Annotated in this window: 26 protein-coding genes; 13 read left to right on the forward strand and 13 right to left on the reverse strand. The window is 64.8% G+C overall.

From position 1 onward, the window contains the following. Positions 1-7 precede the first annotated feature (7 nt). Positions 8-1,063 (forward strand): LacI family DNA-binding transcriptional regulator, encoded by a 1,056-nt coding sequence (locus AC0L3X_RS09160; RefSeq protein ID WP_473316374.1) that lies wholly within the window; start codon positions 8-10, stop codon positions 1,061-1,063. 309 nt (positions 1,064-1,372) lie between these two features. Here the strand turns inward: AC0L3X_RS09160 and AC0L3X_RS09165 are convergent, their stop codons facing one another. Further along, positions 1,373-2,104, reverse strand: a complete 732-nt coding sequence (locus tag AC0L3X_RS09165; RefSeq protein ID WP_473316375.1) for a DUF3750 domain-containing protein — start codon at positions 2,102-2,104, stop codon at positions 1,373-1,375. 121 nt (positions 2,105-2,225) lie between these two features. Between AC0L3X_RS09165 and AC0L3X_RS09170 the strand changes: the two genes are divergently transcribed. Together AC0L3X_RS09170 and AC0L3X_RS09175 are read left to right on the forward strand one after the other, a co-directional pair. After that, complete coding sequence (locus AC0L3X_RS09170; RefSeq protein WP_063986529.1) at positions 2,226-2,486, forward strand: hypothetical protein; 261 nt, start codon at positions 2,226-2,228, stop codon at positions 2,484-2,486. Between the two features lie 372 nt (positions 2,487-2,858). Next, positions 2,859-5,963, forward strand: a complete 3,105-nt coding sequence (locus tag AC0L3X_RS09175; protein WP_063984373.1) for a DEAD/DEAH box helicase — start codon at positions 2,859-2,861, stop codon at positions 5,961-5,963. 7 nt (positions 5,964-5,970) lie between these two features. Here AC0L3X_RS09175 and AC0L3X_RS09180 read toward each other — a convergent pair whose 3' ends face one another. The 12 genes from AC0L3X_RS09180 to AC0L3X_RS09235 all read right to left on the reverse strand — a co-directional run bounded on the left by AC0L3X_RS09180 (position 5,971) and on the right by AC0L3X_RS09235 (position 18,064). Further along, positions 5,971-6,945 carry a tripartite tricarboxylate transporter substrate-binding protein gene (locus tag AC0L3X_RS09180; protein ID WP_063984372.1) on the reverse strand — a complete coding sequence of 325 codons (975 nt, stop codon included), beginning with the start codon at positions 6,943-6,945 and terminating at the stop codon, positions 5,971-5,973. 26 nt (positions 6,946-6,971) lie between these two features. Continuing rightward, positions 6,972-7,685 carry a GntR family transcriptional regulator gene (locus AC0L3X_RS09185; protein ID WP_063984371.1) on the reverse strand — a complete coding sequence of 238 codons (714 nt, stop codon included), beginning with the start codon at positions 7,683-7,685 and terminating at the stop codon, positions 6,972-6,974. A gap of 23 nt (positions 7,686-7,708) precedes the next feature. Beyond that, entirely contained in the window at positions 7,709-8,449 is a 741-nt protein-coding gene (locus AC0L3X_RS09190; RefSeq protein ID WP_231144499.1) for an SDR family oxidoreductase, read from the reverse strand. A 19-nt stretch (positions 8,450-8,468) separates the two neighbouring features. Continuing rightward, positions 8,469-9,239, reverse strand: coding sequence for an SDR family oxidoreductase (locus tag AC0L3X_RS09195; RefSeq protein WP_063984370.1), 771 nt, complete (start codon positions 9,237-9,239; stop codon positions 8,469-8,471). A 15-nt stretch (positions 9,240-9,254) separates the two neighbouring features. Continuing rightward, positions 9,255-9,635: a carboxymuconolactone decarboxylase family protein gene (locus AC0L3X_RS09200; protein ID WP_014496467.1), complete on the reverse strand. Its 381-nt coding sequence runs from the start codon at positions 9,633-9,635 to the stop codon at positions 9,255-9,257. A gap of 40 nt (positions 9,636-9,675) precedes the next feature. Next, positions 9,676-10,911 (reverse strand): ABC transporter substrate-binding protein, encoded by a 1,236-nt coding sequence (locus tag AC0L3X_RS09205; protein ID WP_063984369.1) that lies wholly within the window; start codon positions 10,909-10,911, stop codon positions 9,676-9,678. 33 nt (positions 10,912-10,944) lie between these two features. After that, entirely contained in the window at positions 10,945-12,195 is a 1,251-nt protein-coding gene (locus AC0L3X_RS09210) for an ABC transporter substrate-binding protein (RefSeq protein ID WP_283018583.1), read from the reverse strand. Positions 12,196-12,228: 33 nt separating this feature from the next. Next, positions 12,229-12,936, reverse strand: coding sequence for an ABC transporter ATP-binding protein (locus AC0L3X_RS09215; RefSeq protein WP_063984367.1), 708 nt, complete (start codon positions 12,934-12,936; stop codon positions 12,229-12,231). Continuing rightward, positions 12,923-14,695 carry a branched-chain amino acid ABC transporter ATP-binding protein/permease gene (locus AC0L3X_RS09220; RefSeq protein WP_187387760.1) on the reverse strand — a complete coding sequence of 591 codons (1,773 nt, stop codon included), beginning with the start codon at positions 14,693-14,695 and terminating at the stop codon, positions 12,923-12,925. The genes AC0L3X_RS09215 and AC0L3X_RS09220 overlap by 14 nt, the downstream gene beginning before the upstream one ends. A gap of 2 nt (positions 14,696-14,697) precedes the next feature. After that, positions 14,698-15,633 carry a branched-chain amino acid ABC transporter permease gene (locus AC0L3X_RS09225; protein WP_063984365.1) on the reverse strand — a complete coding sequence of 312 codons (936 nt, stop codon included), beginning with the start codon at positions 15,631-15,633 and terminating at the stop codon, positions 14,698-14,700. A 61-nt stretch (positions 15,634-15,694) separates the two neighbouring features. Then, entirely contained in the window at positions 15,695-17,140 is a 1,446-nt protein-coding gene (locus tag AC0L3X_RS09230) for an MmgE/PrpD family protein (protein ID WP_063984364.1), read from the reverse strand. A gap of 30 nt (positions 17,141-17,170) precedes the next feature. Continuing rightward, positions 17,171-18,064 carry an NAD(P)-dependent oxidoreductase gene (locus tag AC0L3X_RS09235; RefSeq protein ID WP_354131500.1) on the reverse strand — a complete coding sequence of 298 codons (894 nt, stop codon included), beginning with the start codon at positions 18,062-18,064 and terminating at the stop codon, positions 17,171-17,173. Positions 18,065-18,290: 226 nt separating this feature from the next. Here AC0L3X_RS09235 and AC0L3X_RS09240 point away from each other — a divergent pair, with 226 nt between their 5' ends. The 10 genes from AC0L3X_RS09240 to AC0L3X_RS09285 all read left to right on the forward strand — a co-directional run bounded on the left by AC0L3X_RS09240 (position 18,291) and on the right by AC0L3X_RS09285 (position 26,648). Beyond that, positions 18,291-19,667 (forward strand): MmgE/PrpD family protein, encoded by a 1,377-nt coding sequence (locus AC0L3X_RS09240; protein WP_231144501.1) that lies wholly within the window; start codon positions 18,291-18,293, stop codon positions 19,665-19,667. Between the two features lie 28 nt (positions 19,668-19,695). Then, a complete protein-coding gene (locus tag AC0L3X_RS09245; protein WP_027575101.1) occupies positions 19,696-20,082 on the forward strand; it encodes a carboxymuconolactone decarboxylase family protein in 387 nt (128 codons plus the stop codon). Between the two features lie 21 nt (positions 20,083-20,103). Then, positions 20,104-20,937 (forward strand): N-acyl homoserine lactonase family protein, encoded by an 834-nt coding sequence (locus AC0L3X_RS09250; protein WP_063984361.1) that lies wholly within the window; start codon positions 20,104-20,106, stop codon positions 20,935-20,937. Between the two features lie 90 nt (positions 20,938-21,027). Beyond that, positions 21,028-21,735 (forward strand): GntR family transcriptional regulator, encoded by a 708-nt coding sequence (locus AC0L3X_RS09255; protein WP_231144502.1) that lies wholly within the window; start codon positions 21,028-21,030, stop codon positions 21,733-21,735. A 52-nt stretch (positions 21,736-21,787) separates the two neighbouring features. After that, positions 21,788-22,744, forward strand: a complete 957-nt coding sequence (locus AC0L3X_RS09260; protein WP_473316376.1) for an ABC transporter substrate-binding protein — start codon at positions 21,788-21,790, stop codon at positions 22,742-22,744. A gap of 5 nt (positions 22,745-22,749) precedes the next feature. Further along, a complete protein-coding gene (locus AC0L3X_RS09265) occupies positions 22,750-23,505 on the forward strand; it encodes an ABC transporter permease (protein ID WP_063984358.1) in 756 nt (251 codons plus the stop codon). After that, on the forward strand, positions 23,484-24,290 hold the full coding sequence (locus AC0L3X_RS09270; RefSeq protein WP_041956016.1) for an ABC transporter ATP-binding protein: 807 nt from the start codon (positions 23,484-23,486) through the stop codon (positions 24,288-24,290). Before AC0L3X_RS09265 ends, AC0L3X_RS09270 begins: the two co-directional genes overlap by 22 nt. Positions 24,291-24,309: 19 nt before the next feature. After that, a complete protein-coding gene (locus AC0L3X_RS09275; protein WP_028155758.1) occupies positions 24,310-25,107 on the forward strand; it encodes an ABC transporter permease in 798 nt (265 codons plus the stop codon). A gap of 9 nt (positions 25,108-25,116) precedes the next feature. Then, positions 25,117-25,779, forward strand: coding sequence for a polysaccharide deacetylase family protein (locus AC0L3X_RS09280; protein WP_063984356.1), 663 nt, complete (start codon positions 25,117-25,119; stop codon positions 25,777-25,779). After that, entirely contained in the window at positions 25,779-26,648 is an 870-nt protein-coding gene (locus AC0L3X_RS09285) for a fumarylacetoacetate hydrolase family protein (RefSeq protein ID WP_063984355.1), read from the forward strand. Before AC0L3X_RS09280 ends, AC0L3X_RS09285 begins: the two co-directional genes overlap by 1 nt. Positions 26,649-26,650: the final 2 nt, after the last annotated feature.

Consider the following 26,650-nt stretch of genomic DNA (forward strand, 5'->3'; position numbering starts at 1 on the left):
CCCCGGAATGAATAAACCAGTGGCTCCTTCGCTGAGCCGCATCGTTGACGTGGCGCGCCGGGCCGGCGTCTCCACGGCGACGGTCGACCGCGTGCTGAATCGTCGGCCCGGTGTGCGGGCGATTACGCAGCAGCGGGTGCTCGCCGCCGCGTCCGAGCTCGACTACATGCCGGCCGAGAACATCCTGGCGGCGATGCGGCCCAAGCCGATGCGGCTGCTGTTCCTGCTGCCGGCCGGCACCAACCGCTTCCTGTCCACGCTCGGGCAGCTGATCGCGCATTCCGACGGCCGGCTCGCGCCCTTCAACGTCCATTGTCAGGTCGACACCATCAAGGGCTTCAATCCCGACCTGCTGGCACGTCAGCTCTGGCGGGCCCGCGACAAGGCCGACGGCATCGCCTTCATGGCGCTCGAGCATCCCGTCGTGAGGGAAGCCGTCGACCGATTAGCGGAGCACGGCGTGCCGACGGTGACGCTGATCTCGGATATCCTGAACGCGCGCCGCGCGGCCTATATCGGACTGGACAATCGCTCGATCGGACGCACTGCCGGCTATCTGATCGCGCGCTTTCTGGGCGAGCGTCCGGCCAAGGTCGCGATGATCGCGGGCAGCCGCAGCTACCGCGCGCACGAAGAACGCGAAATGGGCTTTCTGCACGTCTTCGAAGAACTATTCCCGGCCATCAAGGTCGTGGGCCTGCGCGAAGGCCATGATGACGCCGACCGCAACTATCGCCAGACGCGCATGCTGCTGGGCCAGCATCCGGATCTTGCCGGAATCTACAACATCGGCGGCGCCGCCGATGGTGTCGCTCGCGTCCTGAACGAAATGAACCGGGCGCGTGACGTGGTCTTCATTGGCCATGGTCTGACCTCGGATACGCGTAGCTTTCTGCTCGATGGGACGATGGATGCCGTCATCACTCAAAATCAGCTCAACACGATGATGAGCTGTGTCGGCATCTTCGACAATTTGCGCGCCGGCCGCAGCGCCATGCACGGCATCGAGGCGCCGCGCAGCGAGATCATCTTTCGCGAAAATATTCCGGCGCTTGGGGGCTAGGATCCAGGGAGGCGGCTTGCTGGACCCATGGTCGGCCTGGTCGAGCGCATCCATGGCCTGATTGGCACGATGCAATTTTGCCGGTGTTTTGCCCGACGAGTCAAATGACCGGCGTCTGAAGACATCGGGCTCGTCGAGCACCTCAACGTGCGTTGCAGGAGAGAGGCCTCTCGTTCTGCGCGCGCAAGGCAATTCACCAAGCCTCATCTCGACTTAAGCCGCGCCACCGCGACCAACCGGCCAGGGGCGGTTCTACTGTGCATGGGGTTGTTTTTCAGTTTTTTGTTTGGCGAGGCGTCGGCAGGCGCTCTACAGGCCGGCGGCGACGCCCAGGCGGCCGATGCCGGGGAGCTTGAGCGCCGGCCGCCGGATGTCGATGCCCAGCACCGCGCCGAAGAAATTGATCTCGAACCCTTCGACCCAGCCGACCGTCATGCCGAGGTAACCCGACAGCGAGGCGTAGGCGCCGGTGCGGGAAGGGGTGATGCCGGCCCAGCGTCCGCTGTACGGATAGTCCTTGCCGACCGCGGTGGGTGGAAGGACGGCACGAAGCTCGGGAACGGCGTCCAGCGCCGCCTGCACGAAGGTGTTGGAATTCGGTCCGGGCCAGGCGCTGTAATCGTCGTAGGCGCGGAACTTGTAGGTCTCGACGACGTGGCGGATCTTGGGGATCAGCGCTTCGGCCCGCGCGCCGTCGACCGCCACGACGGTTTCGGGCATGGCGCCGAACCAGCGGCCGTCGGGTGCAAATCCGTTGCTCCGGATCGGGTCGCCCCACGCCGTGTAGTCGTATCGGCTGTAGGTGCTGGCACCTTTCTCCTTGACGACGATCCAGCTGTGGACGGCGAAAATGCTGCGCCACCGCACCGTGCGCGCGGCAAAGACCCGGATCAGCGCGTCCGGATTGGCCGATGCCGGCGGCAACAGGCCGGCGCTCGAGCGATCCGCCGTCTGCCAATTGCCCCGGCCATCGCCGAACAGATAATAGCGTCCGGCCGACAGTCCTATCGGCACGGAGACCAGCAGCAGGAAGAGAATCAAGAGTTTCCTCAAGGGCAGACGGGGGCAGGCGGGACAACACGATTAATATAGTTCGCCCGGCGGGTCGCGCCAGCACGCTTCTGCTCTTGCATTTGGGAGGTGCGCCCCCATGTTCCCGGTTATGATGAAACTGTCCCTCATCGAAGACCAAGCCATCCAGGCGCGAATCGCGGGCATCGCGGGCGCCGAGACGTTTGATCGTCTTTTTGCCGGTATCCGATTCGACGAGATCGACGGCAATCTGCTGTTCGCCATTGCCAGGGACGAAGACTGCGCGAGCGAGATCGAGGACGAGTTCTCGCATCACCTCGCCGTGGTCGCGACGCAAATCCTCGGGCAGAGCGTCGACGTGGTCGTGGTGCTGCCGAAGGTCCTGCAATAGGCCTTATTTTGGCGTGCAGGCCGGTCGTCCGGGCTTGCATCCGTGCTTTCCAACGCAATCGTGAAATTGTAATGACGTGCTTGGGCGCTTGGGCCCAGTCCGCGTTGTCGACCGAGCTCTACGGCAGGGCTCGTCGGCGCGCGACTCTATTTCTGAAACAAAGTTGGATACACATTGGCGTCCACCAAAAAAGCCCGGGCCGCGACCGGCGCGAAAAAGACCAAGGCCAAAAGCTCGAAAGGCGAGAGCCCGAAGACCAAGAGCTCGAAGAGCAAGGGTTCAAAGAGCAAGGGTTCGAAGAGCACAGAGAGCAAAGGCTCGAAAGGCAATAGCTCGTCGCGTTCTACGGTCTCGTCCTCATCGCCTCTCGGCATGCTGGCGCTGCATCTGCGCGAGCAATGGGAGAAGTCTGGCCGCGACGGCCTCGTCTTCCTCTGCGACAATGAGAACAGGGCGGAGCGGCTGGGCGGCGTGATCCACGCGCTCGACCCTTCGGTCGAGGTGCTGGTGTTCCCGCGACTGAACAATCTGCCATTCGATGGTCTGGAGCCGTCGCGCGAGATCGCAGGCAGGCGGAGCTCGGTGTTGCGGCGCCTTGCCAAGGCAAGGAAGCCGGTCTTCCTCGTATCGACCGCAGAAGCCATCATGGAGCGGCTGCCGCTGCCGGCGAGCTGGTCAAAGACCAGCCTCAGCCTGAAAGTGGGCGCGGCCTATTCGGAAGCCGAGCTGGAGCGCCGTCTGGAAGCCCTCGGCTACGACCTCGACGAAGAGGCGGAATATCCGGGCGGCGTCCTGTTCCACGGCAAGACGTTCGAGGTGTTTCCCGCGGGCGGACTTGGTCCTTTCAGGATCGAACATTCCGACGGTGTTATCCGTAAGATCGTTGCCGTCGATCCGGTCGAGCATGAGGTCGTCTACGAGACCAGGGAATTGCTGATCGATCCGATGTCCGAACAGATTGCGCTCGGAGGCAAGCGCGGGCAGCGGGCGACGCTGCCGGATTATTGCGCTCGCGCGCGGTGGATCGTGGATGCCGGCGTACCGGGCCACGCCGATATCTGGCTGGGCACCATCGAGGAGGCCGCTGGCCGCAGGGATGCGGAGCGCGAGTATCTCGGACGGGCGGACTGGAAGCGGCTGAAGAAGAGCATCAGCGTGCTTCCGCAAAAATCGGCCTTCACGCCGACGCCCGATTTCTCGAAAGCCTCATCGCCAAGAAAGATCCTCCGCGCATTTATTGACGACATGCAACGCGCCGGGTCGCGGGTGCTGTTCGTCGCGGCCGTCGAGGATGACCTTCGCGCGATGGAGCGGATGAGCGGCATCAAGGCGGAGCGCTGTGCCGATTGGAGCGAGGCGACGGAGGGACGGGAGCGCGAAACGGCGTTCCTGGCCGACTTCGATGCCGGCTTCGTCGGGGCCGGCCGCAAGCCTCTCGTCATCGTCACCGCGTCCGACGTGCTCGGCAGCAGAGCCCATCATCCCCAGCCCATGGCGAGAGCTTGGACGGCCGCGTTCGATCATCCGGACGTCCCGGAGCGCGGCGCGGCGGTGGTCCATTTGCAGCGCGGACTCGCTCTGCTCGACGGCTTGCAGACCCTCGCCATGGGGACGGGATCGCGGCGCGAGATGGTCAGGCTTGCGTTCGCGGGAGACAACGCCGTTCTCGTGCCGCCGGCCGACCTTGCCTTGATCTGGCCGTATGCGGCCGAGCCCGGCAAGCTGGCACGGGACAAGGCGGACGGGAGCACATGGTGGGCGCGGCGGACCGAGGCCGAGGCGGAGATTCAGGTCGCCGCCAAGGCGCTCGCAAAGCACATCAGCCAGCGCCACCGCCGCCGCGCGCCGAAACTGGTCGCGCCCGGGCCGCTCTATGAAAGGTTCGTTGCGCGTTTTCCGTATTTCCCGACCGTCGATCAGGCGAAGGCCATTCAGGACGTGCTCGATGATCTCGCGGCAGGTCATCCCATGGACAGGGTGGTGTGCGGCGACGTCGGATTTGGAAAGACCGAGGTGGCGTTGCGCGCGGCAGCCGCGGTGGCGCTGTCCGGGAAACAGGTGGCGATCGCCGTGCCGACCACGGTCCTGGCGCGGCAGCATGTCGAAACCTTCCGCAAGCGCTTCGGTCCTCTCGGTATCGAAGTCGGAAGCCTGTCGCGGGCGACCTCCGGCCCGGAGACGCGAGGGATCAAAGAGGGCTTGCGAAGCGGCAGGCTGAAAGTCGTTGTCGGCACGCAGGCGCTCTCTGCAAAGGATGTGAAGTTCGCCGATCTTGGCCTCGTCATCATCGACGAAGAGCAGCACTTCGGAGCGGCGGAGAAGGCGAAGCTTTCAGGGCTGGCAAAGAATGCCCATACGCTCTGGATGAGCGCGACGCCCATCCCGCGTACGCTCGCCGCTGGTCTTGCGGGCTTCCGGGATCTCAGCGTGATCGCAACGCCGCCGGTTCACCGGCTTCCGATCGTGACCAAGATCGCTCCGCTTTCGGATGCGGCCATTGCCGGAGCATTGCTACGCGAGCGGCGGCGGCATGGACAGAGTTTTCTGATCTGCCCGCGCATCCAGGATCTGGAGCCGATGCTGGCGCGCGTGCAATCGTTGGCGCCCGACCTCCGCATCGTCTGCCTTCATGGCAAGATGCCCGTCGACGACCTCGACGACCGCATGATGAGTTTCGTCGATGGCGAGGCGGACGTCCTCCTGGCGACCAACATCGTGGAAAGCGGTCTTGATATCCCGCGCGCGAATACCATCGTGGTGTGTTGGCCCGAAAAGTTCGGCCTCGCACAGCTCCATCAGCTCAGGGGGCGGGTGGGACGCGGCGGAACGCGCGCCTTCGCCTATCTGCTGACGGAGTCGACCTCGGAACAGTCCGAGAAGCGCTTGGCCGTCCTCGAGGAGTTCAGCAAGCCCGGCGCCGGCTTTGCCATCAGCGAGCGCGACCTGGACCTCAGGGGCGCCGGCGATCTGTTTTCCGAACAGCAGTCCGGGCACGTGCAGGTGTTCGGGCCGGTGCTCTACAGTCATCTCCTGAAGCTCGCCTCGGAAAGAGTGAACGACTCGGGCGCCTTTCTGTGGGTGCCGGATCTGAATCTGCCTGTCGGCGACATGTTGCCTGAAGGCTATGTGCAATCGGAAGCAATGCGGCTCGAGATCTATGGTCGCGCCGCCAGATGCCGGAGCGACGACGATCTGGAAGACCTGGAGGAGGAGACCTCGCGGCGTTTCGGCAGGCTGCCGCCGGAGGCGCGTGATTTCTTTGCGGCCGCCAGGCTCAGGATCGATTGCAAGCGGCGTGGCATCGTCAGGCTCGATGTCGGGCCCGAGGCCGTCGCCGCGACTTTCCTCCCCGGACGGCTGCGGAAATCCAGAGCGCGATCGCTCCAGCGCGACGGCGATCGCGTCGTCTGCGCCGCCCGCGGGCACGCGGAACCGTTCGGCCGGATCGAGGAATTCCTGGAGCTTCTGGACGAGTGAGGCAGACCTACTGCGGCTCGATTCCGGCTGCCTTGATGATCCGGCCCCATTTGGCGATCTCCGCCTTCAGGAAGGCTTCGAGCGCAGCCGGCGTCGCGCGCTCGGCCTCAACCGGAGCCATGCTGAGCTCGGCAAAGCGGCTGATCAACGCTGGGTCTTTGAGCGCCGTCTGCAGTGCACCGACGAGCTGGTCGATCACGGGCTTGGGCGTGCCGCGCGGCGCGTAGAGGCCATACCAGGTCGTCACATCGAATTCGGGAACGCCGGCCTCGGCCGAGGTCGGTACGCCAGGCAGTGTCGCGACGCGCGTCTTGCTCGTGATCGCGTAGCCCTTGATCGTGTTCGACTGGATATAGGGCGTCGGTCCCGTCGCGGGATCGCAATAGACGTCGATATGGCCGGCGATGACGTCGTTCAGCGCGGGCCCGCCGCCCTTGTAGTAGATTTGCGAGAGTTTCGTATCGGTGGTGCTCATGAACATAAGGCCGCAGAGCTGCGAGGCTGAGCCGAGACCGACATTGCCGAAAGTCATCTTGTCGCCCTCGCTGCGGATGCGCGTGATCATCTCGCCGAGATCCTTGGCCGGGAAATTCGGCCGGGCCACCAGGATCATCGGGACATCAGTGACGAGCCCGATCATGGCGAAGTCGCCGACGGGATCGAACGGCAGTTTTGCGTAAAGCGCGGGCGCAGTGGCCTGGCCGACATGCATCAGGAGCAGCGTGTAGCCGTCAGGCGCGGCCTTGGCGACGCGGTTGGTGCCGAGTGTGCCGCCGGCACCGACGACATTCTCGATGACGATGGACTGCTTCAGCGTCGCGCTCATGGCGTTGCCGAGAATTCGCGCGATGACGTCGCCGGGGCCGCCGGCGGAGAACGGCACGATCATCGTGACCGGGCGGGTGGGGTAGTCGTCTGCGATTGCCGCGCCACAGGGCAAGAGCAGGAGACACAGGATCAGCGATCGTACCAGAGACAACATCGAACACTCCCTGAATTCTTGTTTTTCTAGTCGTCGGAGGACGTCGCCTCCTTGGCGGCGTTTCGTTCAATCATGTCGAGCGCGGCCACCGCAGCCGCATTGATGTGATCGACGCAGCAGCGCTCGGCGAGATCCGGATCGCCGTTCTGGATCGCGCGCCAGATCGCGGTGACCTCGCGCAGGCTCTTGTTGATCCGTTTCGGCTGCGACATCGACGTGATCCGCAACAGTTGGATCCGGTCGTGCAGCGGCTTGAGCATGCGCTCGATGAAGGCGTTGCGGCAGCCGCCGATCAGCGCGGCGTAGAAGTCGGTCTTGGCTTCGAGGCTCCCGACGAGGTCCTGCTTGGCTGCGGCCGCCTTCAGCCGTGCCAGGGCTTCCCCGATCCGTCGAGCCACTTCCGGATCGTGGAGCCTGGCGCATTCGCGGCCGGCGAATCCTTCGAGCACCGCGCGCGCCGCGTACAGCTGCCGGGCTTCTTCGAGGCTGATCGTGGAGACCACGGGGCCGCGGTGCGGGACGATGTTGACGAGGCCGTCGGCTTCGAGGGCACGCAGGGCTTCGCGGATCGAGGGGCGGCTGACGCCCATCATCTCGCAGAGCTCACGCTCGACCAGGCGCTGGCCCGGTTTGAGTGTTCCGGACATGATCGCCTCGCGCAGCTTTTGCGCGACCATCGCCCGGACGGTCGGGACGTCCTCGATGCGGAGTGTCGACTGCAATTCGCTACGTCTTTCCATGTCCGGACCCTGGTTGGGAAAAGTCAGTACCGGTTTACAGGCAGAATCATCATTTCGGCAATTTGAACGTGCGCGGGCTGGTCCAGGGCGAAGACGATCGAACGGGCAATATCGGCAGGCTCGAGCGCCATCCTGAACTGGTCGAAATAGTCCTTTTCCTTCTGCCTGTCGCCACGGTAGCGGGTCAGGATGATGTTGGTCCGGGTCAGGCCTGGCTGGAGCTCGGTGACCCGGATCGCGGTTTCTGCCAGCTCGCCCCGCAGCGTCTCGGTGAACATGTGCACGCCCGCCTTGCTGGTGCTGTAGGCGGCCATATCGGGGACGATCCGGACCGCGTTGATGGAGCTGATGTTGACGACATGGCCGGCGTTGCGCCTGACCATGTCGGGCAGGATCGCGCGGGTGACGCGCATCAGGCCGATCAGATTGGTCTGGATGATGTTGGACCAGTCGTCGGCGGAGCCGGCATCGAACCGCGTCCGCCCGCCGATATCGTGCCCGGCGTTGTTGATGAGGACGTCGACCGGCTTGAACTGCGCGGGAATGGCGTCCGGCAGGCGATCCACGGCCTGCCCATCGCTAACGTCGAGCTGGATCGGAAACACCGCGTTGCCCGCCACGGACGCGAGTTCCTCAAGCGCCTTGGCGTCGCGATCGACCAGCACGACGCGGCGGCCGCTTTCCAGCAAGGCCTTGGTGATGGCGCGTCCCATGCCGCCGGCGGCACCCGTCAGCACGACGCTCTGGCCCGATTGTTCAGTCATCGCAACACTCCCAATGCTTTCATGCAACCGACCAGCCGCCGTCGATCGGCAGGCTGGCGCCGGTGATATCGTTTGCCGCGGGCCCACAGAGAAAGACGACCATGGCGGCGACCGCGTTCATTTCGACGAAGCGCTGCGTTGGCTGGCGCTCACCGAGATATTCCTTGGTCACGTCGTCGACCGGACGGCCGCTGTTCGACGCGATCGTTGCGATCTTGTTCAGGATCGCGGGCGTTGGCAGCGTGCCTGGGCAGAGCGTGTTGCAGGTGATGCCGCTCCGCGCCGTCTCGATCGCCACCGCGCGGGTCATACCGAGGATCGCCGTCTTGGTGGTGACGTAGTCGATGCGATCCTCGACCGCGCGGCTGGAATAGATCGAGCCCATGTTGATGATCCGGCCCCAGCCGCGCTGCTTTATGGCTGGCAGCGCCAGGCGGATCAAATGGAACGGCGCCGACAGGTTGACGGCCAGCGCCTGCTCCCAGCGATCGGGCGGAAACTGCTCGATGGCGGAGAAATGCCTGACCACGGCGTTGTTGACGAGGATGTCGATGGCGCCGCAGCGGTCGAGCAGATCGGCCATCATGGCCTCGATCGCCTCGCGCTGGGCGAGATCGGCGCCGGCCGAGACGACCTCGACGCCGAAGCGGGCGCGGAGGTCATCCGCGGCCTGCTTCGGCGCGACGAGATCATGAAGGACGATATTGGCGCCCGCGCCGGCAAGGCCTTCCGCGACGGCGAGGCCAAGGCCCGCGGTCGCACCGGTCACGAGTGCCCATTTGCCCTTCATCGTCGTCAAGCTCCGTTATTTCTTGTCGAGCTCGGCGAAGACTTCCTTCGCGTTCCGGAACGCATCCACGCCGGCCGGCACGCCGCAATAGATCGCGACCTGCATGAAGACCTCGCGGATCTCCTCCTTGGTGGCGCCGTTGGCGAGCGCACCGCGGACATGGGTTTTCAGCTCGTGTGGGCGGTTGAGCGCGCAGAGCATCGCCAGATTGAGGAAGCTGCGCGTCTTGCGCGTGAGGCCGTCGCGGCCCCAGACGTAGCCCCAGCAATACTCCGTGGTGAGGTCCTGCATCGGACGATTGAACTCGTCCGCGGATGCGATCGCCTTGTCCACGAACTCGTTGCCGAGCACGCTCTTGCGGATTTCGAGCCCGCGGTCGTAGGTCGCCTTGTCCATGTTGTTCTCCGTTTCTCTTTCGGGCGTTGTCAGTTCTCAGTCAGTTTTTGGGCCAGAACGGCTGCGCCAGCGCGAGCTGGGGCGGGAACACCGTCACCGGCACGCCGGATTGCCACTGCACGATGGTCATGCCGGCGCCGACGCGGCGGCCCTTCTCGTCGAACTTGATCTCGCCCAGCGGATAGTATTTCGAGGGGCCGGCATCCATGGTGCGCAGCGCCTCGCCGACGGCAACGCGGTCGGCCTTGCCGGCCTTCTCGAGCGCGTCCTTGATCACCCACATGTCGCCATAGGTGGAGATCGCGTTCTGCGTCATCCACGGCTCCTTGTAGCGGGTCTTCAACTCGGCGATCAGCGCCTCGTGGCCCTTGGCGCCCCAGCTTGCGACGCAGGTCAGCACGCCCTGGAGGAGTTCGGGACTGACGGTTTGCAGCATGTCGGGCTCGGCGATCGCGATGCCGAACGAGATGGTCGGAATCTTGCCCTGGCCGAGGCCGAACTCGTTCATCTTCTCGAGCAGCAGCTTCGCGTCCGAGATCACCGTCGGCAGGAAGAACAGCAGATCGGGTTTCGCCGAGCGGATCTTCTGCACCAGCGACGTCGCATCAGCCAGCGGCGGCGTGAACGTCTCGTCGACGATCAGCTGCAACTGGTTCTCCGCCAGCAGGCCCTCGCGCATCGCCTTTGCGGAAGCGATCGAGGCCCCCGTGTTGTCGGTCAGGATCGCGACCGTCTTCGGCCGCTTGCCTGAGGCCGTCTCCGCCAGCTTGATGATCTGGGGCAACGCCTGCCGTGCCTGCGAGCCTGCGGTGGCCGCGGTCTGGAACACGTATTTGAATCCGCGGTCGGTGATCAGGTCGGAATAGGAGAGGGTGAGGACGGGCAGGCTGGCGCGCTCGGTGACTTCGGTCACCGCGAGCGTGAACGAGGACAGGTATGCGCCGCTGGCAGCAACCAGATCGGTCTCCTGCGCGACCATGCGCTGGGCGGCGTTCTTGGCCTTTTCCGTGGTGTCGCCGGAATCGAGCACGACCAGCTTCAGCTTGGCGCCGCCGAGGGCCTTGATGCCGCCTTGCGCGTTGATGTGGTCGACCGCCATCTCGGCGCCCTCACGCATCACCGTTCCCGGGCGGGCGTAGAGGCCGGAGATCGGCACCAGCAGGCCGACCTTCACCTCTGAAGGTTGCTGCGCCCAGGCGCGGGATGCGATCAGCGTGCCGGACGCGCCGGCCAATAGCGTTCGCCGCGAGATCGTGAACTTGCTTTTTGCAGTCATGACAATTCTCCTCCCTGAAAAATCGCGCGGCGCTTAGGATTTCTTCGGCCAGAACGGCTCTGCTTGCGCGAGATCGGGCGGATAGACGGTGACAGGTACGCCCGATTGCCATTGCACGATGACGACGCCGGCGCCGACGCGGCGGCCCTTCTCGTCGAATTTGAGCTGGCCGCCCGGATAGTATTTCGACGGGCCGGCATCCATGGTGCGGAACGCCTGCGCGACCGAGTTGCGGTCCGCCTTGCCGGCCTTCTCCAGCGCTTCCTTCATCAGCCACATGTCGCCATAGGTCGAGATGACGTTCTGCGTCATCCAGGGCTCCTTGTATTTGGCCTTGAGCTCGGCGATCAGGGCCTCTTGGCCTTTCGAGCCCCAGTTGGCGACGATGGTCATGATGCCCTGCACGGTCTCCGGGCTCACGCTCTGGAGCATGTCCGGCTCGGCGATGGTGATGCTGAAGGACACCGTCGGAATCTTGCCCTGGCCGAGGCCGAACTCGCTGATCTTCTCCAGCCCCAGCTTGGCGTCCGACACTGCATTCGGCATGAACAGGAGCAGATCGGGCTTTGCCGAGCGAACCTTCTGGATCAGCGGCGTGGCATCCGACAGCGGCGGCGTCCAGACTTCCTCGACGACGAGTTGCAGGCCTTCCTGTGCGAGCAGTTTTTCCTTCAGCGCCTTGGCGGTGGCGACTGATGTCGCGGTGTTGTCCATCAACATCGCCACGGTCTTCGGCTTCTTGCCCGACGCATTCTCGGCGAGTTTCATCAGCGTCGGCAGGCCGAGCTCGGACTGGCGGCTCGCGGTCGCGGCGGTCTGGAAGATGTATTTGAAGCCGCGGTCGGTCAGCAGGTCCGAATAGGACAGTGTCAGCACCGGCAGTTCGGCACGCTCGGTCACCTCGGTGACGGCGAGGGTGAAGGATGAGAGATAAGAGCCGGTGGCGGCGACGAGATCGGGTTCCTGCGCCACCATGCGTTGCGCCGCGTTCTTGGCCTTCTCGGTGGTGTCGCCGCAGTCGATCACGACCAGTTTCAGCTTGGCACCGCCGAGCGCCTTGATGCCGCCCTGGGCGTTGATGTGCTCGATGCCCATCTCGGCGCCCATCTTCATGACCTGGCCGGGGCGGGTGTAGATGCCGGACAGCGGCACGATCAGTCCGACCTTGACCTCCGCCGGCGCCTGCGCGCGTGCCACGCCGGCGAGGCCGACGGCGGCAGCGCCCGACAACACGGTCCGGCGCGTCAGTCCTTTTGATATCCTGCCCTTCGATGTCTTGTTCATTTTGTTGTCTCCCTGCTCTTTGTTTTTTGTTCGTCACATGCCGAGATAGGCTTTGCGCACGCGATCATCGGCGCGCAGCGTGTCGTTGTTGCCTTCGAGCACGACGCGTCCGGCTTCGAGGACGTAGCCGTGGTCGGCGGACTCCAGCGCTTCCGCCACGCGCTGCTCGACCAGCAGCATGGTCAGCCCGGACTGACGCCGGATATCGATCAGCCGTTCGAAGATGAAGTCCGCTGTCGACGGCGCGAGACCCATCGAGGGCTCGTCCAGCATCAACAGCTTCGGCGAGGAGGCGAGGCCGCGGCCGATCGCGAGCATCTGCTGCTGGCCGCCGGACATCGTACCCGCGAACTGATTGCGGCGTTCCTTCAGCACCGGCAGCCATTCGAAGATGCGCTCGATATTGGCCTGCCAGTCGCGCCGGCCGCTTTCGGTCATCGCGCCCATTTCGAGGTTCTCCATCACCGTCAGCGACGGGAACACCTGGCGGCCCTCGGGGACGTGGGCGATGCCGAGATGGGCGCGCTGCGGCGGCGGCACGGCAAGAAGGTCGACGCCGTCGAACGTAATTGCCCCGCCGCTCGGCTTCACGATGCCGGAGATCGTCTTGAACAGGGTGGTCTTGCCGGCGCCGTTAGGCCCGACGATCGCAACGAACTGGCCGGCGCCGACATTGATCGACACGTCGTTCAGGACGGGCTTGGCCGAATAGCCCGCGCTCAGTCCCTCAATTCGCAGCATGGCCCACCCACTTCTTGCCGAGATAGGCCTCGATCACCCGGTTGTCGCGCGTCACCACTTCGGGCAGGCCCTCGGTGATGACGGCGCCATGGTCGAGCACGAGGAATCTGTCCACCAGGCGGACCATCGCCTGCATGGTGTGCTCGATGATGGCGATGGTCATGCCGTCGCGTGCGAGCTGCTGGATCACGGCGACGACCTCGTCCGCTTCGCCGTGGCCAAGGCCCGCAAGCGTCTCGTCGAGCAGCAGGATGCGGGGCTGGCCGGCGATCGCGCGGGCGAGCTCCATCAGCCGCAGCTCCTTGGTCGAGAGTTCGCCGGCGACACGGTTGGCTACGGCGGAGAGCCCGACGCGGGCGACTGCGTCGGCGGCGAGCTTGCGTGCCTCCGCATCGGAGCGGGCGCGCACATAGGCCCCCACCACGACATTGTCGAGGATCGACATGCGCAGGAATGGCCGCATCACCTGGAAGGTGCGGCCGATGCCGGCCTCGCAGATCACGTGCGGCCGTTGGCCGGACATGTTGCGGCCGTCGATCAGCACCTCGCCCTCGCTCGGCTTCAGAAAACCGTTGAGGAGGTTGAACAGCGTGGTCTTGCCGGCGCCGTTCGGGCCGATGATGCCGAGGATCTCGTTCTTGTGCAGCTTGAAGCTGACATCCTGAACGGCTTTGAGTCCGCCGAAGGAGCGCGAGAGATTGCGAACCTCGAGCATCACCTCGCCGGTGGCCGCACGCTGCCGCGCGGCAGGCTTCAGCGCCGTGACGTTGGCGACGGCCGTTTCCGGAGTGACGCTAGCCGTGGCCTTGGATGCATTTCGCCTGCGCAGGAGATCGCGCAGTTTCCAGAACAGGCCTTCCGGCGCGAGCAAGATGACACAGACGATCGCCAGGCCGAAGATGACGCCCTGAATGCCGGGGATGCGCGCACCGGCCTCTGCGTGCAGGATCTCGGCGAGTGGGATCAGGATCACGGAGCCGATGACCGGTCCCCAGACCGTACCGACGCCGCCGAACATCGCGACCGTCAACGCCTGCGCCGACACCAGCATGCCGAACACCGATTGCGGGGTCACGACCAGCAGCACCTGCACATAGAATCCGCCGATGGCGGCGGCGATCGCGCCGCTCAACGTGATCGCGCGCAGCTTCCAAGCCAGCGTGTTGATTCCGGCCGCTTCTGCCGCAGCCTCGTTCTGCTTGATCGCGAGCAGCGCCATGCCGAAGCGGGATCGCTCGATCACCTGCGTCAGCACGATGGTGGCAAGCATGATGGCGAGCCCCAGCAGCGTGTAGATGTGAGGGTCGGAGAACTGCATATAGGCGATCGGCGCGTCGCGCTTGATCGGAAGCGTCACCTCCTGGAAGCCGAGCCACTCGAACACGTAGAGAATGGCGAGCGGGTAGGCGAGCATCGCGAGCGCGAAGTAGTGGCCCTGGAGGCGGAAGGTCGGAAATCCGATCAGCAGCCCGGCGATGCCGCCGAGCATGGCGGCGACCGGGATCAGCAGCCAGGGGGAGATGTCGAAATAAATCTGCCCGAGCGCGGTCGCATAGGCGCCGATCCCAAAGAAGGCGGCGTGGCCGAACGAGATCAGCCCGGTGTAGCCGCTCAGCAAATTCCAGGACAGGCCGAACACCGCCCACACCGGCACCAGCGTCAGGATGAGCTGGTAGTAGGAGTTGGTGACGCCGAGTGAGATCCCGGCGTAAGCGAGCGTGAAGAGCAGGGGAGGCAGCAGTGAACGCATCCGGAGCATGGTCACGTCCTCTCGACCATGCGCCCGAAGAAACCTTGCGGACGGAAGAAGATGATGAGGAGGAAGACGGCGAAGATCGCGGCATTCTGCAACTGCGTCGGCAGGATCAGCGTCGACATCTGCTGCACGAGGCCGATCGTCATGCCGCCCCAGAAGGCACCGATGATGCTGCCCATGCCGCCGAGCACGACGCCGGCATACATGACGATCACGTATTCGAGGCCGACGAAGGGGTGGAACGGATAGTTGGTCGCGAGCAGGCCGCCGGCGATCGCGGTGATGCCGCAGCCGAGCGCGAAGGCGGTGCGATGCGCGCGGTCGACGTCGATGCCCATATAGGTCGCGGCGGTCGGATTGTCGGCGGCGGCGCGGAGCGACTTGCCGATCCGGGTCCGCGTGATCAGCAGCGAAAGCAGAATCATGATCGCGAGCGAAACGATCGCGTCGATGCTGCGCGCCTTGTTGAGGAAGATGCTGATGTCCAAGAAGGGAACGAATTCCCAGGCCGAGCTCGACAGCGGCGTGCGGATCGAGGCCAGCACCGATCCGAACACGATGAGGCCGCCGTTCTGCAGGATCAGCGCGATGCCGAGCGTCAGGATCAGCTGGGCGTAATGGCCTTCGCCTTCCAGCGAGGCGGTGCGCGTGCCCGAGACGCGCGAGATCAGGGCCAGATGGACGAAATAACCGAACACGGCGAGTACCGGGCCAGCCAGCAGGATGGCCACGAACGGACCGACCGTATTGCCGAACAGCGCCTGGATGCCGGCGGCGGTGAAGAGATAGAAGGCGGCATACATGCCGAGCATCATGAAATCGCCATGGGCGAAGTTGATGACGCGCATGACGCCGAAGATCAGGCCGAGCCCGACGCACATCAGGCCGTAGACGGCGCCGATCAAAAGGCCCGCTGCGAGCGCTTGAAAGAAGCCTTCCATCAGCCCCGCCTCCGCGCGGCGTGAGCGCCGGCTTGCTGGCGATTGTGCGCCGTCGGCACTGCTAGGCGGGTCTCCCGGTCGACCATATTTCCCCCGTATTGTTTGGCATTTCTTGTGATGCCGATCGTAAAGCCTGTTCTGGCGTGTTCAGACGACACTGCGCTGCGATGTAGCCGGCATTGCCGAGCTGCTCGCAGCCGTCGATGAGTTGTTCGAGCCGGTGCGCGCGGTCCTCGCCGAGGACTCTGGTTGCGGCGGCGCGGAAGCGCGCACGAATATCTGAAGGCGTTGCGGCGATGACGTCGGGCAAAGCGTGCCGGATCGTCCGTCCGCCGCGCAGATGCACGGTCACCTCCGCGCCCTGCTTGCCGGGGAAGGCGGCGGTGAAGCCTGGATCTGCCCCGAGATCGGTGACCGCGACCAGGCGAATGATGTCGGCATCATCGAGTTCGGAATAGTTCTCTTCCTCGATCTCGCCCCGCGTCAGCGTCGCAGCAACGCTGAAGGGAATGCTCATCTTGGCCTGAAGCGCGTTGCGATAGGGCCCCATGGAGTCGCAGCCGGGATAGCGAACGGCGGCATCGGGTGCGCGAATGATGACGCGGTCGATCTCCTCAGTGCTGGCGAGCTCGTGCGAGACGCGAAGCGCTGCTTGGGCCGCGGTCTGCGCGAAATTGCAGGCCGGGACCGGCTTGTTGTAGACAGCCATGATCTCGCTCTCGCCATCCGGGAAGAGCGTGATGCTGTCGGGCGCGGCCTGGCGGCGATAGGCGGCGAACAGGCCGGCTTCACCCTCCAGTATGGTTTCCGAGCCGAAAGCGCCGGCTGCCGCAAGACCGATCGCCTTGATGGCGTTGCTGGCCGCAAAGCCCGGATGAAAATACATGTCGGAGCCGCCGGCATGCGGCCACTCGTTCAGCCCGCTGGATGTATTGGCCGCGATCGCGATGGCGCTGGTTGCCTGGTCCTCGGACAGGCCGAGCGCAAAGCTTCCCGCCAGCGCCGCGCCTGGCGGCGCCACGAGCCCCGTCGGGCGATAGAGCCGTGCGAGGTCGGAGGTCAGGAGCGCGCGGCCGATCCGCGCGCCGGTCTCATAGCCGATGATGGCGGCTGAGAGCAGTCTGGCTCCATGCAGCGGCGTCTGCTCCGACAGCGCGAGCAGCGTCGGCCAGATCACGACGCCGTGGTGCGCGACGCTGGCCGCATGCATGTCTTCGCGGACGAGACCATGCCCCATCACGGCGTTGGCAAAGGCGGCATCGGCCGACGAGGAGAGTTGTGACGTCCCGATGATCGTTGCAGTGCCGCCGGCTTGTGCGATCGCAACCGCCTGACGGCTCCAGGGATGCTGGCCCGCCTCGAAGGCGCAGGACAAGAAGTCGAGCAGGCAGAGCTTTGCCTTCGCGACGACCTCCGGCCCGAAAACTCCAAGATCAAGCGCAAGCACGCTCCGCGCCATCTGGCGCGCGAGCGAGACCTTGCCTGATCCGGTCGGGCCGATCGTCATCGCAATCGCTCTCCCTGAAGGCTTGCGTGATCAGCCGCGCATATCGACCCCGGCCCATTCCTCGAGCACCTTGGCGATCGAGGTGAAGTCGGACGATGCGCCGTATTTGGCATTGGTGATCGCGAGCATCTGCCGCACCACCGCGCCGCAGACCATCGGCACGCCCATGGCCTCGGCCTCGTCGACGCAGAGCCGGACGTCCTTGTAGGAAAGGCCGGTGGTGAAGCCGAAATCGAAGGTGCCGGGCAGCACCGCGCGGGGGAACTTGTCTTCGGAGGCGCTGTTGCGGCCGCTGCTGGCGTTGATGATGTCGATCAGCACCTTTGCGTTGACGCCGCCCTTGACGCCCATCGCGACGGCTTCGGACGTGATGACCAGCGCCGCGGCCGCCATCAGATTGTTGGCGAGCTTGGCCGTCTGCGCCACGCCGGGCTTGTCGCCGGTGTAGAACAGCTTGCCGAAATTCTTCAGGATCGGCTGAACGATTTCGTAGGTCGCCTGCGGGCAGGACACCATCACGGCCAGCGTGCCGTTGACGGCGCCCTTGATGCCGCCGCTCACGGGCGCATCGACCAGCGTCATGCCTTTGGCCTTCAGGCCTTCCGCAACGATCTTTGCCGCGCCGGGACCGGAAGTCGAGAGATCAATGACGATCTTGGCGCGGCTGCCGCTGCTGATGCCATTTTGTCCGAGCGTGACGGCCTTGACGATGTCGGGCGTCGGCAGGCTGGCGAGCACGATATCAGCGCGGGAGGCGACATCGGCCGGCGATTTGCCGAGCTGGGCGCCGCGCTTGACCAGCGGCTGGGTCGCTTCAGTCTGCGTGTCATAGATCACGAGCGAATAGCCCGCGTCGATCAATCGCCCCGCCATGGGGCCGCCCATGCGGCCCGTGCCGATTACGCCGAGAATCTCTCCCGCCATCGTCTACTCCCTGTCGCGCGACCCGTGACGGGCGCGCCTTCTTGATCTCGTTGGTCAAACGCTTTCGCCGGCCGGCCTTCTCGGCCGCCGTCGTCGTGGCAGCGGGATCCCGCGCCAACGGGCCGGATTGTTATGATTGTCAGACAAGCTGTCAAGCATAACATTTGGGGTCGACAGTTTGCCGCGGATCGTCATATGGTCCGGGAAAACGAGGAAGACGCCCCGCGTGCCGCAAGCTTTAATTCCGAGTGTGAGCAAGACGCTCGCCGATTTCGTCGCGTCCTCGTCGTGGGCGGACGTGGAGGCGCAGAGCCCTGAGGCGAAGCGATCGATCCTCAATTTCTTTGCGACCGCGCTCGGCTCCGCACGCGATCCGGTGGTCACGGCCGCGATGCGCACGCTATCGCCGTTCAGCGGCGCCGCGACATCGACAATCATCGGCCATTCGGAGTCCATGGACGCGCTGTGCGCGTCGTTTCTCAATGCCATCTCGGCGAATCTGCTCGACTTCGACGACACGCACCCTGAAACGATCATCCATCCGGCCGCGCCGGTCGCCGCGCCGATATTGGCGCTGGCGGAGACGCGCAAGCTGACGGGGCGCGCGGTGCTGACCGCGTTCATCCTTGGCGTGGACGTGGAGTGCCGCATCGGCAATGCAGTCTCGCCGCGCCATTACGCCCGCGGCTGGCACATCACCTCGACCTGCGGGATTTTTGGCGCTGCGGCGGCGTGCGCGAAGCTGTTGGGACTGCCAGCGGAAGGGATTGCGAACGCGATCGGACTTGCGGCGAGCCAGTCGGCCGGCAATGTCGAGAATCTGCCAAGCGCCGCCAAGAACGTCAGCGTCGGCAATGCCGCGCGTAACGGGTTGTTCGCCGCGCTGCTGGCGCAGCAGGGCTATGAGGCTGCGCCGCGCGCCATCGAAGGTCCGCTCGGCTGGGCGCGCACCATGGGGGATGAGCCGGATCTCGCCCGCATGCTCGGTGGCCTCGGAAAGACCTGGGAGATCGCGAAGAACACCTACAAGCCCTATCCCGCCGGCATCGTGTTCCATTCGGTGATCGACGCCTGCCTGCTGTTGCGCGAGCGAATTGGCCGGCGCGTTGACCAGATCGAGTCGGTGACAGTGCGGGGCTCAGCACTGCTGCTCGCGCGCGGTGATCGTCCCGTGAGCAACGAGCGCGATGCGCGCGTCAGCATCCATCATTGCGTGGCTTGCGGACTGTTGCTCGGCGCGGCCGGTGTGGCCGAGTTCGCGCAGGAGACCGTGGTCCGGCCCGATATCGCGCGGCTGCGACAGAAGGTGAGGGCGGAGCTTGATGCGCAGATGCTCGATGGCGCTGCGCGCGTCACCTTGCGCCTGTCGTCTGGTGAAATTCTCACAGAGACCGTGACGTCGCCGCGCGGCAGCCAGGCTGCGCCGCTTTCAGACCGCGAGATCGAAGAGAAGCTGCGCGAGGGCGTACGGACCGGCCGAAGCGACTGGGACTCGGACCGCGTCATCGATGCAGTCTGGCGCCTAGATGCGGCGGACGACGTCGCCGCGCTGCTGCAATCACTGCGGCCGCCATCGGCGTCGCGCCAAACAATTTCCAACTAGAATCTCTCAAGACCGGAAAGGGACGATCATGAGCAAGACCGAACTGTTCGAAAAGGGCCTCAAAGTTCGTAAAGAGGTGCTCGGCGAGGACTACGTCAACAAGTCGATCGCCGGTGCCGACGAGTTCACGCGCACGATGGCGGAGTGGTCGACCGAATTCTGCTGGGGCGCGCTGTGGACGCGGCCCGGCGTCGACCGCCGCACGCGCTCGATCGTCAATCTGGCGATGCTGGGCGCACTGAACCGCCCGCACGAGCTGAAGCTGCACGTCAAGGGCGCCCTGAAGAACGGCCTGACCAAGGAGGAGATCAAGGAGATCCTGCTCCAGGTCGCGGTCTATTGCGGCGTGCCCGCCGGCATCGACGCCTTCCGCAACGCGCGCGAGGCCTTCAACGAGGTCGATGCGGGGTCCTGAGCCCGCTTGATTGGAAGCCCCATGGCCGACCCGGAATACGAGCTCTTCGCCATCCGCTATGCAACGCGGGATGCCCAGCGGAGCGAGCACTTCATCGGCGGAGACCCGCATGACGGGCCGATGCCGATGGACTATTTCATGTGGCTGGCGAGGGGAGGTGGCCGCACCTTCGTCATCGACACCGGGTTCAACGCCGAAATCGCAAAGCAGCGCAGGCGAACATTCCTGCGCTGCCCGGTGGAGACGCTTGCCGCGTTCGATATCGACGTGGCCGACGTCAAGGATGTGATCCTCACGCATCTGCACTACGATCACGCCGGTAATTTCGACCGGTTTCCGAATGCGCGGTTTCATCTTCAGGAGCGCGAGCTCGCATACGCCACCGGGCGCTATATGCAGTATCCGAGGCTGTCGCATTCCTTCGAGGTCGAGGACGTCTGCGGGATCGTGCGGCTGAACTATGCGCGCCGGGTGCTGTTCTACGACGGCGACGCCGAGATCGCGCCCGGACTGACGGTCTACGCGGCCGGCGGGCATTCGGCCGGTCTTCAGTTCGTCCGCGTCAACACGCGCCGCGGGCCGGTCGTGCTCGCCTCCGACGTCAGTCATTTCTACGAGAACATGACGAGCGAGCGTCCGTTCACGACAGCATTTCATGTCGGTGACATGCTGGTGGGATTCGACAAGCTGCGAGCCACAGCACCGGATGCTGACCACATCGTTCCCGGCCACGATCCGCTCGTCATGAAGCTCTACCCGGCGCCAGGCCAGGGTTTGAAGGGCGTCGCGGTTCGTCTCGACGTGGCGCCGTCCAGGGCCGCGCATTCCCAGGACGTTGGGCAAGGCGCGGCGTAACCTAAGCTAGAAAAAATCGATTTTCGATTTTCTGTTGACCCGCGGCCGCCGCCTTGCAATCATCCGACCATGGGTCCGCTTCAGTTCCAGTTGTCCAGAAGCCCCGGGGATGGTCCGCGCAGCCTGACGTCGGCGCTGCACGAACGTCTGCGCGCCGACATCCTGGCGACGCGGCTGCCGCCGGGCCAGAAGCTGCATATCGCCGGGCTCGCCAAACAGTTTTCCGTGAGCCTCGCCGCCGTGCGCGAGGCGCTGTCGCGACTTGTCGCGGACGGGCTCGTGCAGGCGTCAGACCAGCGTGGCTTTCGCGTGAGCCCGGTGTCGCTCGCCGATCTCGCCGACGTGACGCAGACCCGGATCGACATCGAGGGGCTTGCGCTCCGTCGCTCGATCGAGCGGGGCGATGATGCCTGGCTCGCATCGGTGAAATCCGCCTGGGCGGATTTGAAGGCCGTTCCCCATCGCTATCCCGACGATCCGACCGTGCACTACGAGGAGTGGGTGGTCCGTCACCGCATCTTCCATCGCGCGCTGGTCAACGCGTGCGGCTCGCCGTGGCTGCTCGGCTTCCGCGACGTGCTGCACGAGCAGAGCGAGCGTTATCGCCGCCTCTCGATCCGGCGAGAGGCCGGTGGCAAGCCGCGCAACGTCGAAGCCGAACACAAGACGATCGTCGCCGCCGTGATCAGGCGCGATGCGGATGCGGCAGTTCGCGCCTTGTCAAAGCACTTCGGCACCACCAAAGAATTCGTCGAGCTCGCCGCCTCTCGCATTGCGGAGGTGAGCCGTACGACCTGACGATCCGGAAAAATCCGGCACACAAAAAACAGAGACCGGGAGGAAGCCAATAATGAAGATCAATCACGCGCTGATGTCGCTGATCGCCGCCGCAATTCTGGTGGGCCCTGCGAGCGCCGCCGACACCATCCGCGTCGGCCTGCCCACGAAAACCTATTGGCCGACCACGATCGCCGAGACGGCGGTGCGGCAGAAACTGTTCGAGAAGGAAGGCATCCAGGCCGAGTTGACGATCTACCGCAGCGGCGCCGAGACGTTCGAAGGCATGGCTGCGGGCGCGGCCGACATCATTCTCGATCCGCCGTCGCTGCTCTCCGCCGGACGCAAGAAGGGCGTGATGTCGCGGATCGTCGCCAATGCCGCGATGGGCAATTTCGGCTGGCAATTGATGGTCCCGACCAAGTCGACGCTCGACGTCAAGGACCTCAACGGCAAGAAGGTGGCGATCACCGCGGCCGGCTCCGGATCCGACCTGCTCGCGCTGTGGACCATCCAGGACAAGAAGATCGATTTTACGCGCGTTCCCGTCGGCGGCGGTGGCCTGGTGCCGAACCTGCTGGCCGGCAATGTCGAGGCGGCCGTGGTCTATTCGCCGCTGAGCTTCCAGATCTCGAAGTCCGGCGAGGCCAAGACCATCCTCGATTACGCGACCGCGGTCCCGCCGAACCTCACTGCGGGCTGGATCGTGCTCGACAAATTCGCCGAGGCCAAGCCCCAGATGGTGCAGAAGGCGGTGAACGCCCTCTACGGCGCGGTCGCGTTCATGCGGGCCAACCGCGACGTCACGGTCAAGCTGATTGCCGAGCTCTATGAAATGCCGCCGGAGATCGCGGGCCTTGAGTACGACAACACCATTATGAAGCTCGAGACCAGCGGCGACATGGGCGCGGCCAACGTCAATGCGGCCGTGCAGCTGTCGCTCGATCTCGCCAAGCTCGGCGGGCTCAAGGACATCGTGCCGGTCGAGGATGTGATCTCGGCCAAGTTCAAGCCGGTTCCGACCAAGTAGTCACGATGCAAAGCACGTTCGTCATCAACCTTGCGCGGATCGCGATCATCATCGCGGTCCTGGCGCTGTGGGAGGTGCTGTCGCGCACCGGCATCGTCAATCCGCGACTGCTGCCATCGGCGTCCGATACCTTCGTGACGCTCGGCGATCTGCTGCAGCGCGCGGCGGTGCGGAAGGATCTGATGGTGACCGCGACCGAGGTGCTGGCCGCGTTCGCGCTGGCCGTGCCCTTCGGTGCGGTGATCGGCTTCCTGGTCGCGGAGAACCGTTACTTTGCGGACGTGGCCAAGCCGCTTTTGTTCTTCGCCTTCAGCATCCCGAAGTCGATCTTCCTGCCGATGTTCATCCTGGTGTTCGGCGTCGGCTTTGCCCAGAAGGTCGGCTTCGGCTTCTTCTCCACGATCTTCATCGTGATCATGTCGACCACGACGGCGGTGGAATCGGTCAAGGTCGAGCATTTGACGGTGGCGCGCTCCTATGGCGCAACGCCATGGCAGACGGCGTTCCGGGTTTATCTGCCGAGCATGCTGCCGGTCCTGCTGGAGGCGTTGCGGATCTCCATGATCTTCAACCTCACCGGCGTGATTTTGGCGGAGATGTACGCCTCGCGCGACGGCATCGGTCACCAGATCGCGACCTGGGGCGAGAACTTCCAGATGAAGCAGCTCCTCGCCGGCGTCGTGATGGTCGCCGCGATCGCCATGACCTTCAACGAACTTGTCAGATGGATGGAAACGCGATGCAGCCATTGGCGAACGTGACCCCGTTGAAGCCCGCCGCGCGCGCTGGCGCGATCGAGGTCAAGAATGTCGGCCAGGTCTTCAAGACCCGGTCGCAGGACGTCGTCGCGCTGGAGGACGTCTCGCTCGAGGTCAAGCCCGGCCGTTTCGTCGTGCTGGTCGGCCCGAGCGGCTGCGGCAAGTCGACCCTTTTGATGATGATGGCGGGACTGCGCCAGCAGACCTCCGGCACGATCACCATCAGCGGCGCGCCGATCCTGCAGCCAGACCCCGACAGGGTCGGCGTGGTGTTCCAGGAAGCGAGCTTGTTCCCGTGGCTGACCGCGGAGGACAATGTCGAGTTTCCGCTGGCGCTGCGGGGCGTGCCCAAGGCCGAGCGCCGCGCCAAGGCGCAGGATGCGCTCAAGCTGGTCGGCCTCGACGGCTTCGGCAGGCGTCATCCCCACGAACTCTCCGGCGGCATGAAGCAGCGCGTCTCGATCGCGCGCGGGCTGGTGCAGGACCCGCCGGTGCTGCTGATGGACGAGCCGTTCGCCGCCCTCGACGAGCAGACGCGCATGACCATGGGCGACGAGTTGCTGCGGATCTGGGCTGCGACCGGCAAGACGGTCGTTTTCGTCACGCACAGCCTCACCGAGGCCGTCTATCTAGCCGACGAGGTGATCGTGATGTCGGCGCGGCCCGGCCGCATCGTCGACCATCTCCAGGTCCAGCTGCCACGGCCCCGCACCTACGAGATGCTGAGCGGCGACGCCTTTGGTGCGCTGCGCGACCGCATCTGGCGGCACATCCGCAAATCGGCGTGAGGCGGATATGAGCGCCAGAATGAGTGCGAAGACGCTGCGATACCTGATCGTGATCGGCCTGATTGCGCTGTGGGAGTTGCTGCCGCGCACCGGTCTCATTCCCGAGCTGTTCCTGCCGTCACTGTCATCGACGCTGATCGCCGGATGGACCGATGCCGCGGAATACGGTCATGCGCTCGCGGTGACGCTCTATGAGGTCGTGGTCTCCATGGCATTCGCCTGCGGCGGCGGCATCCTGCTCGGCGCGATCGTTGGCAGCCTGCCGCGTCCGCGTGTCCTGATCATGCCGATGGTGTCGAGCCTCTACGCGGTGCCGCTCGTGATCCTTTATCCTGTTTTCACGGTGTGGCTCGGCATCGGCTCGGAGTCCAAGATCGCGTTCGCCTCGATCTATGGCTTCCTGCCGACGATGCTCGCCACCGCCGCCGGCATCCAGACCATCGATCCGCAGCTCCTGCTCGCGGCACGTAGCATGGGCGCCACGTTGAGCCAGCGGCTGATCCGCGTCATCATCCCGGCGGCGATTCCGACGGTGCTGTCGGGCCTGCGTGTCGGCGGTGCGCTGGTCATCGTCGGCGTTGTCGTCTCGGAGATGCTGATCTCATCGGCCGGCATCGGCTATCTGATCTCGCGCTACCGCACAATTCTCGATAGTCCGCACGTGTTCGCGGGCGTGCTGCTCGTGCTGTTCCTCGCCATCGCCTTCAACGCTGCGATCCGCTGGATCGAGCGCAAGGCGGCGATCTGGCAGACTGGCACGCGGGCCGGTCAGGCCAACGACGACATCGCGTCGGGCGCGATGCAGCCGGCGACCTGAGGTATTGGCGTGTACGATTTGACCCTGACATTCGACAACGGCCCCGATCCGGATGTGACGCCGCGTGTGCTCGACATTCTCGCCGAGCGCGGCATCAAGACCACCTTCTTCGTCATCGGTGAGAAGCTCGCTGACCCCGCGCGGCGCGGCCTTGCGGTGCGTGCGCACGGGGAGGGGCACTGGATCGGAAATCACACGTTTACGCACACCATTCCGCTCGGTGAGCAGGCGGATCGCGAGACGGCAGAGAACGAAATCGGCCGAACTCAAAGAGCGATCGGCGATCTCGCGCATCCCCAGCGCTGGTTCCGGCCGTTCGGTGGCGGCGGCAATCTCGATGCGCGGCTGTTGAAACCCTCCGTCGTGGACTACCTCACCCGCAACAAGCACAGCTGCGTGCTCTGGAATGCGATCCCGCGCGACTGGGACGACCCTGACGGCTGGACTGAGCGCGCACTCGTCCAGTGCAGCCGGCAGCCCTGGACGCTGATGGTGCTGCACGATCTCCCGACCGGCGCGATGGACCATCTCGAACGTTTCCTTGACGCTGCCGAGGCGGCCGGCGCCCGGTTTCGCCAGGACTTCCCGCCGCAATGCGTTCCGATCCGCAACGGCGCGATCGCGCTTCCAATCAACGACTATGTTTCCTCCATCGAGAGAGTGTTTGACTGATGAAAGTTGCAAGCTTCACGATCGCCGGCACCGCGAGCTATGGCATCGTCACCGACAAGGGCGTCATCGATGCCGGCAAGCGCCTGAAGGCCTATCCGACGCTGAAGGCGCTGCTTGCGAAGGGATCGCTCGACGAGCTCAAGAAACTCGCCGGCGAGAAGCCCGATTACGCGCTGCAGGATGTCGCGCTGCTGCCGACCGTGCCCGATCCCGACAAGATCTTCTGCATCGGCGTCAACTATGCCACGCATCTGGCCGAGAGCGGGCATCCGACGCCAGCGCATCCAATGATCTTCACCCGCTTCGCCAACAGCCAGGTCGGCCATGGCCAGCCGATGATCCGGCCGCTGGAGTCTGAGCGTTTCGATTACGAAGGCGAAATGGCCGTCATCATCGGCAAGGCTGGCCGCCGCATCTCGCGCGAGGCTGCGCTGAACCATGTCGCCGGCTATGCCTGCTACAATGACGGCAGCATCCGTGACTGGCAGCGCCACACCTCGCAATTCGCGCCGGGCAAGAATTTTGCCGGCACCGGCGGCTTCGGGCCCTGGATGGTCACGACCGACGAATTGACCGACGTGACCAAGCAGACGCTGATCACCCGGCTCAACGGTGTCGAGGTGCAGAAGGCCCCGATCTCCGATCTCGTTTTCGACGTGCAGGCCTTGATTGCTTACTGCTCGACGTTCACCGAGCTTGCGCCCGGCGATGTCATCGTCACAGGCACGACCGGCGGCGTCGGCGCCTATCGCACGCCGCCGCTGTGGATGAAGGGCGGCGACGTCGTGGAGATCGAGATCTCCGGCATCGGCATCCTGCGCAACCCCGTCAAGGACGAGGGATCGGCCACGGCGACGCGCGCGGCCTGAGA

The sequence above is a fragment of the Bradyrhizobium sp. MI1.7 genome (genome assembly GCF_055811795.1).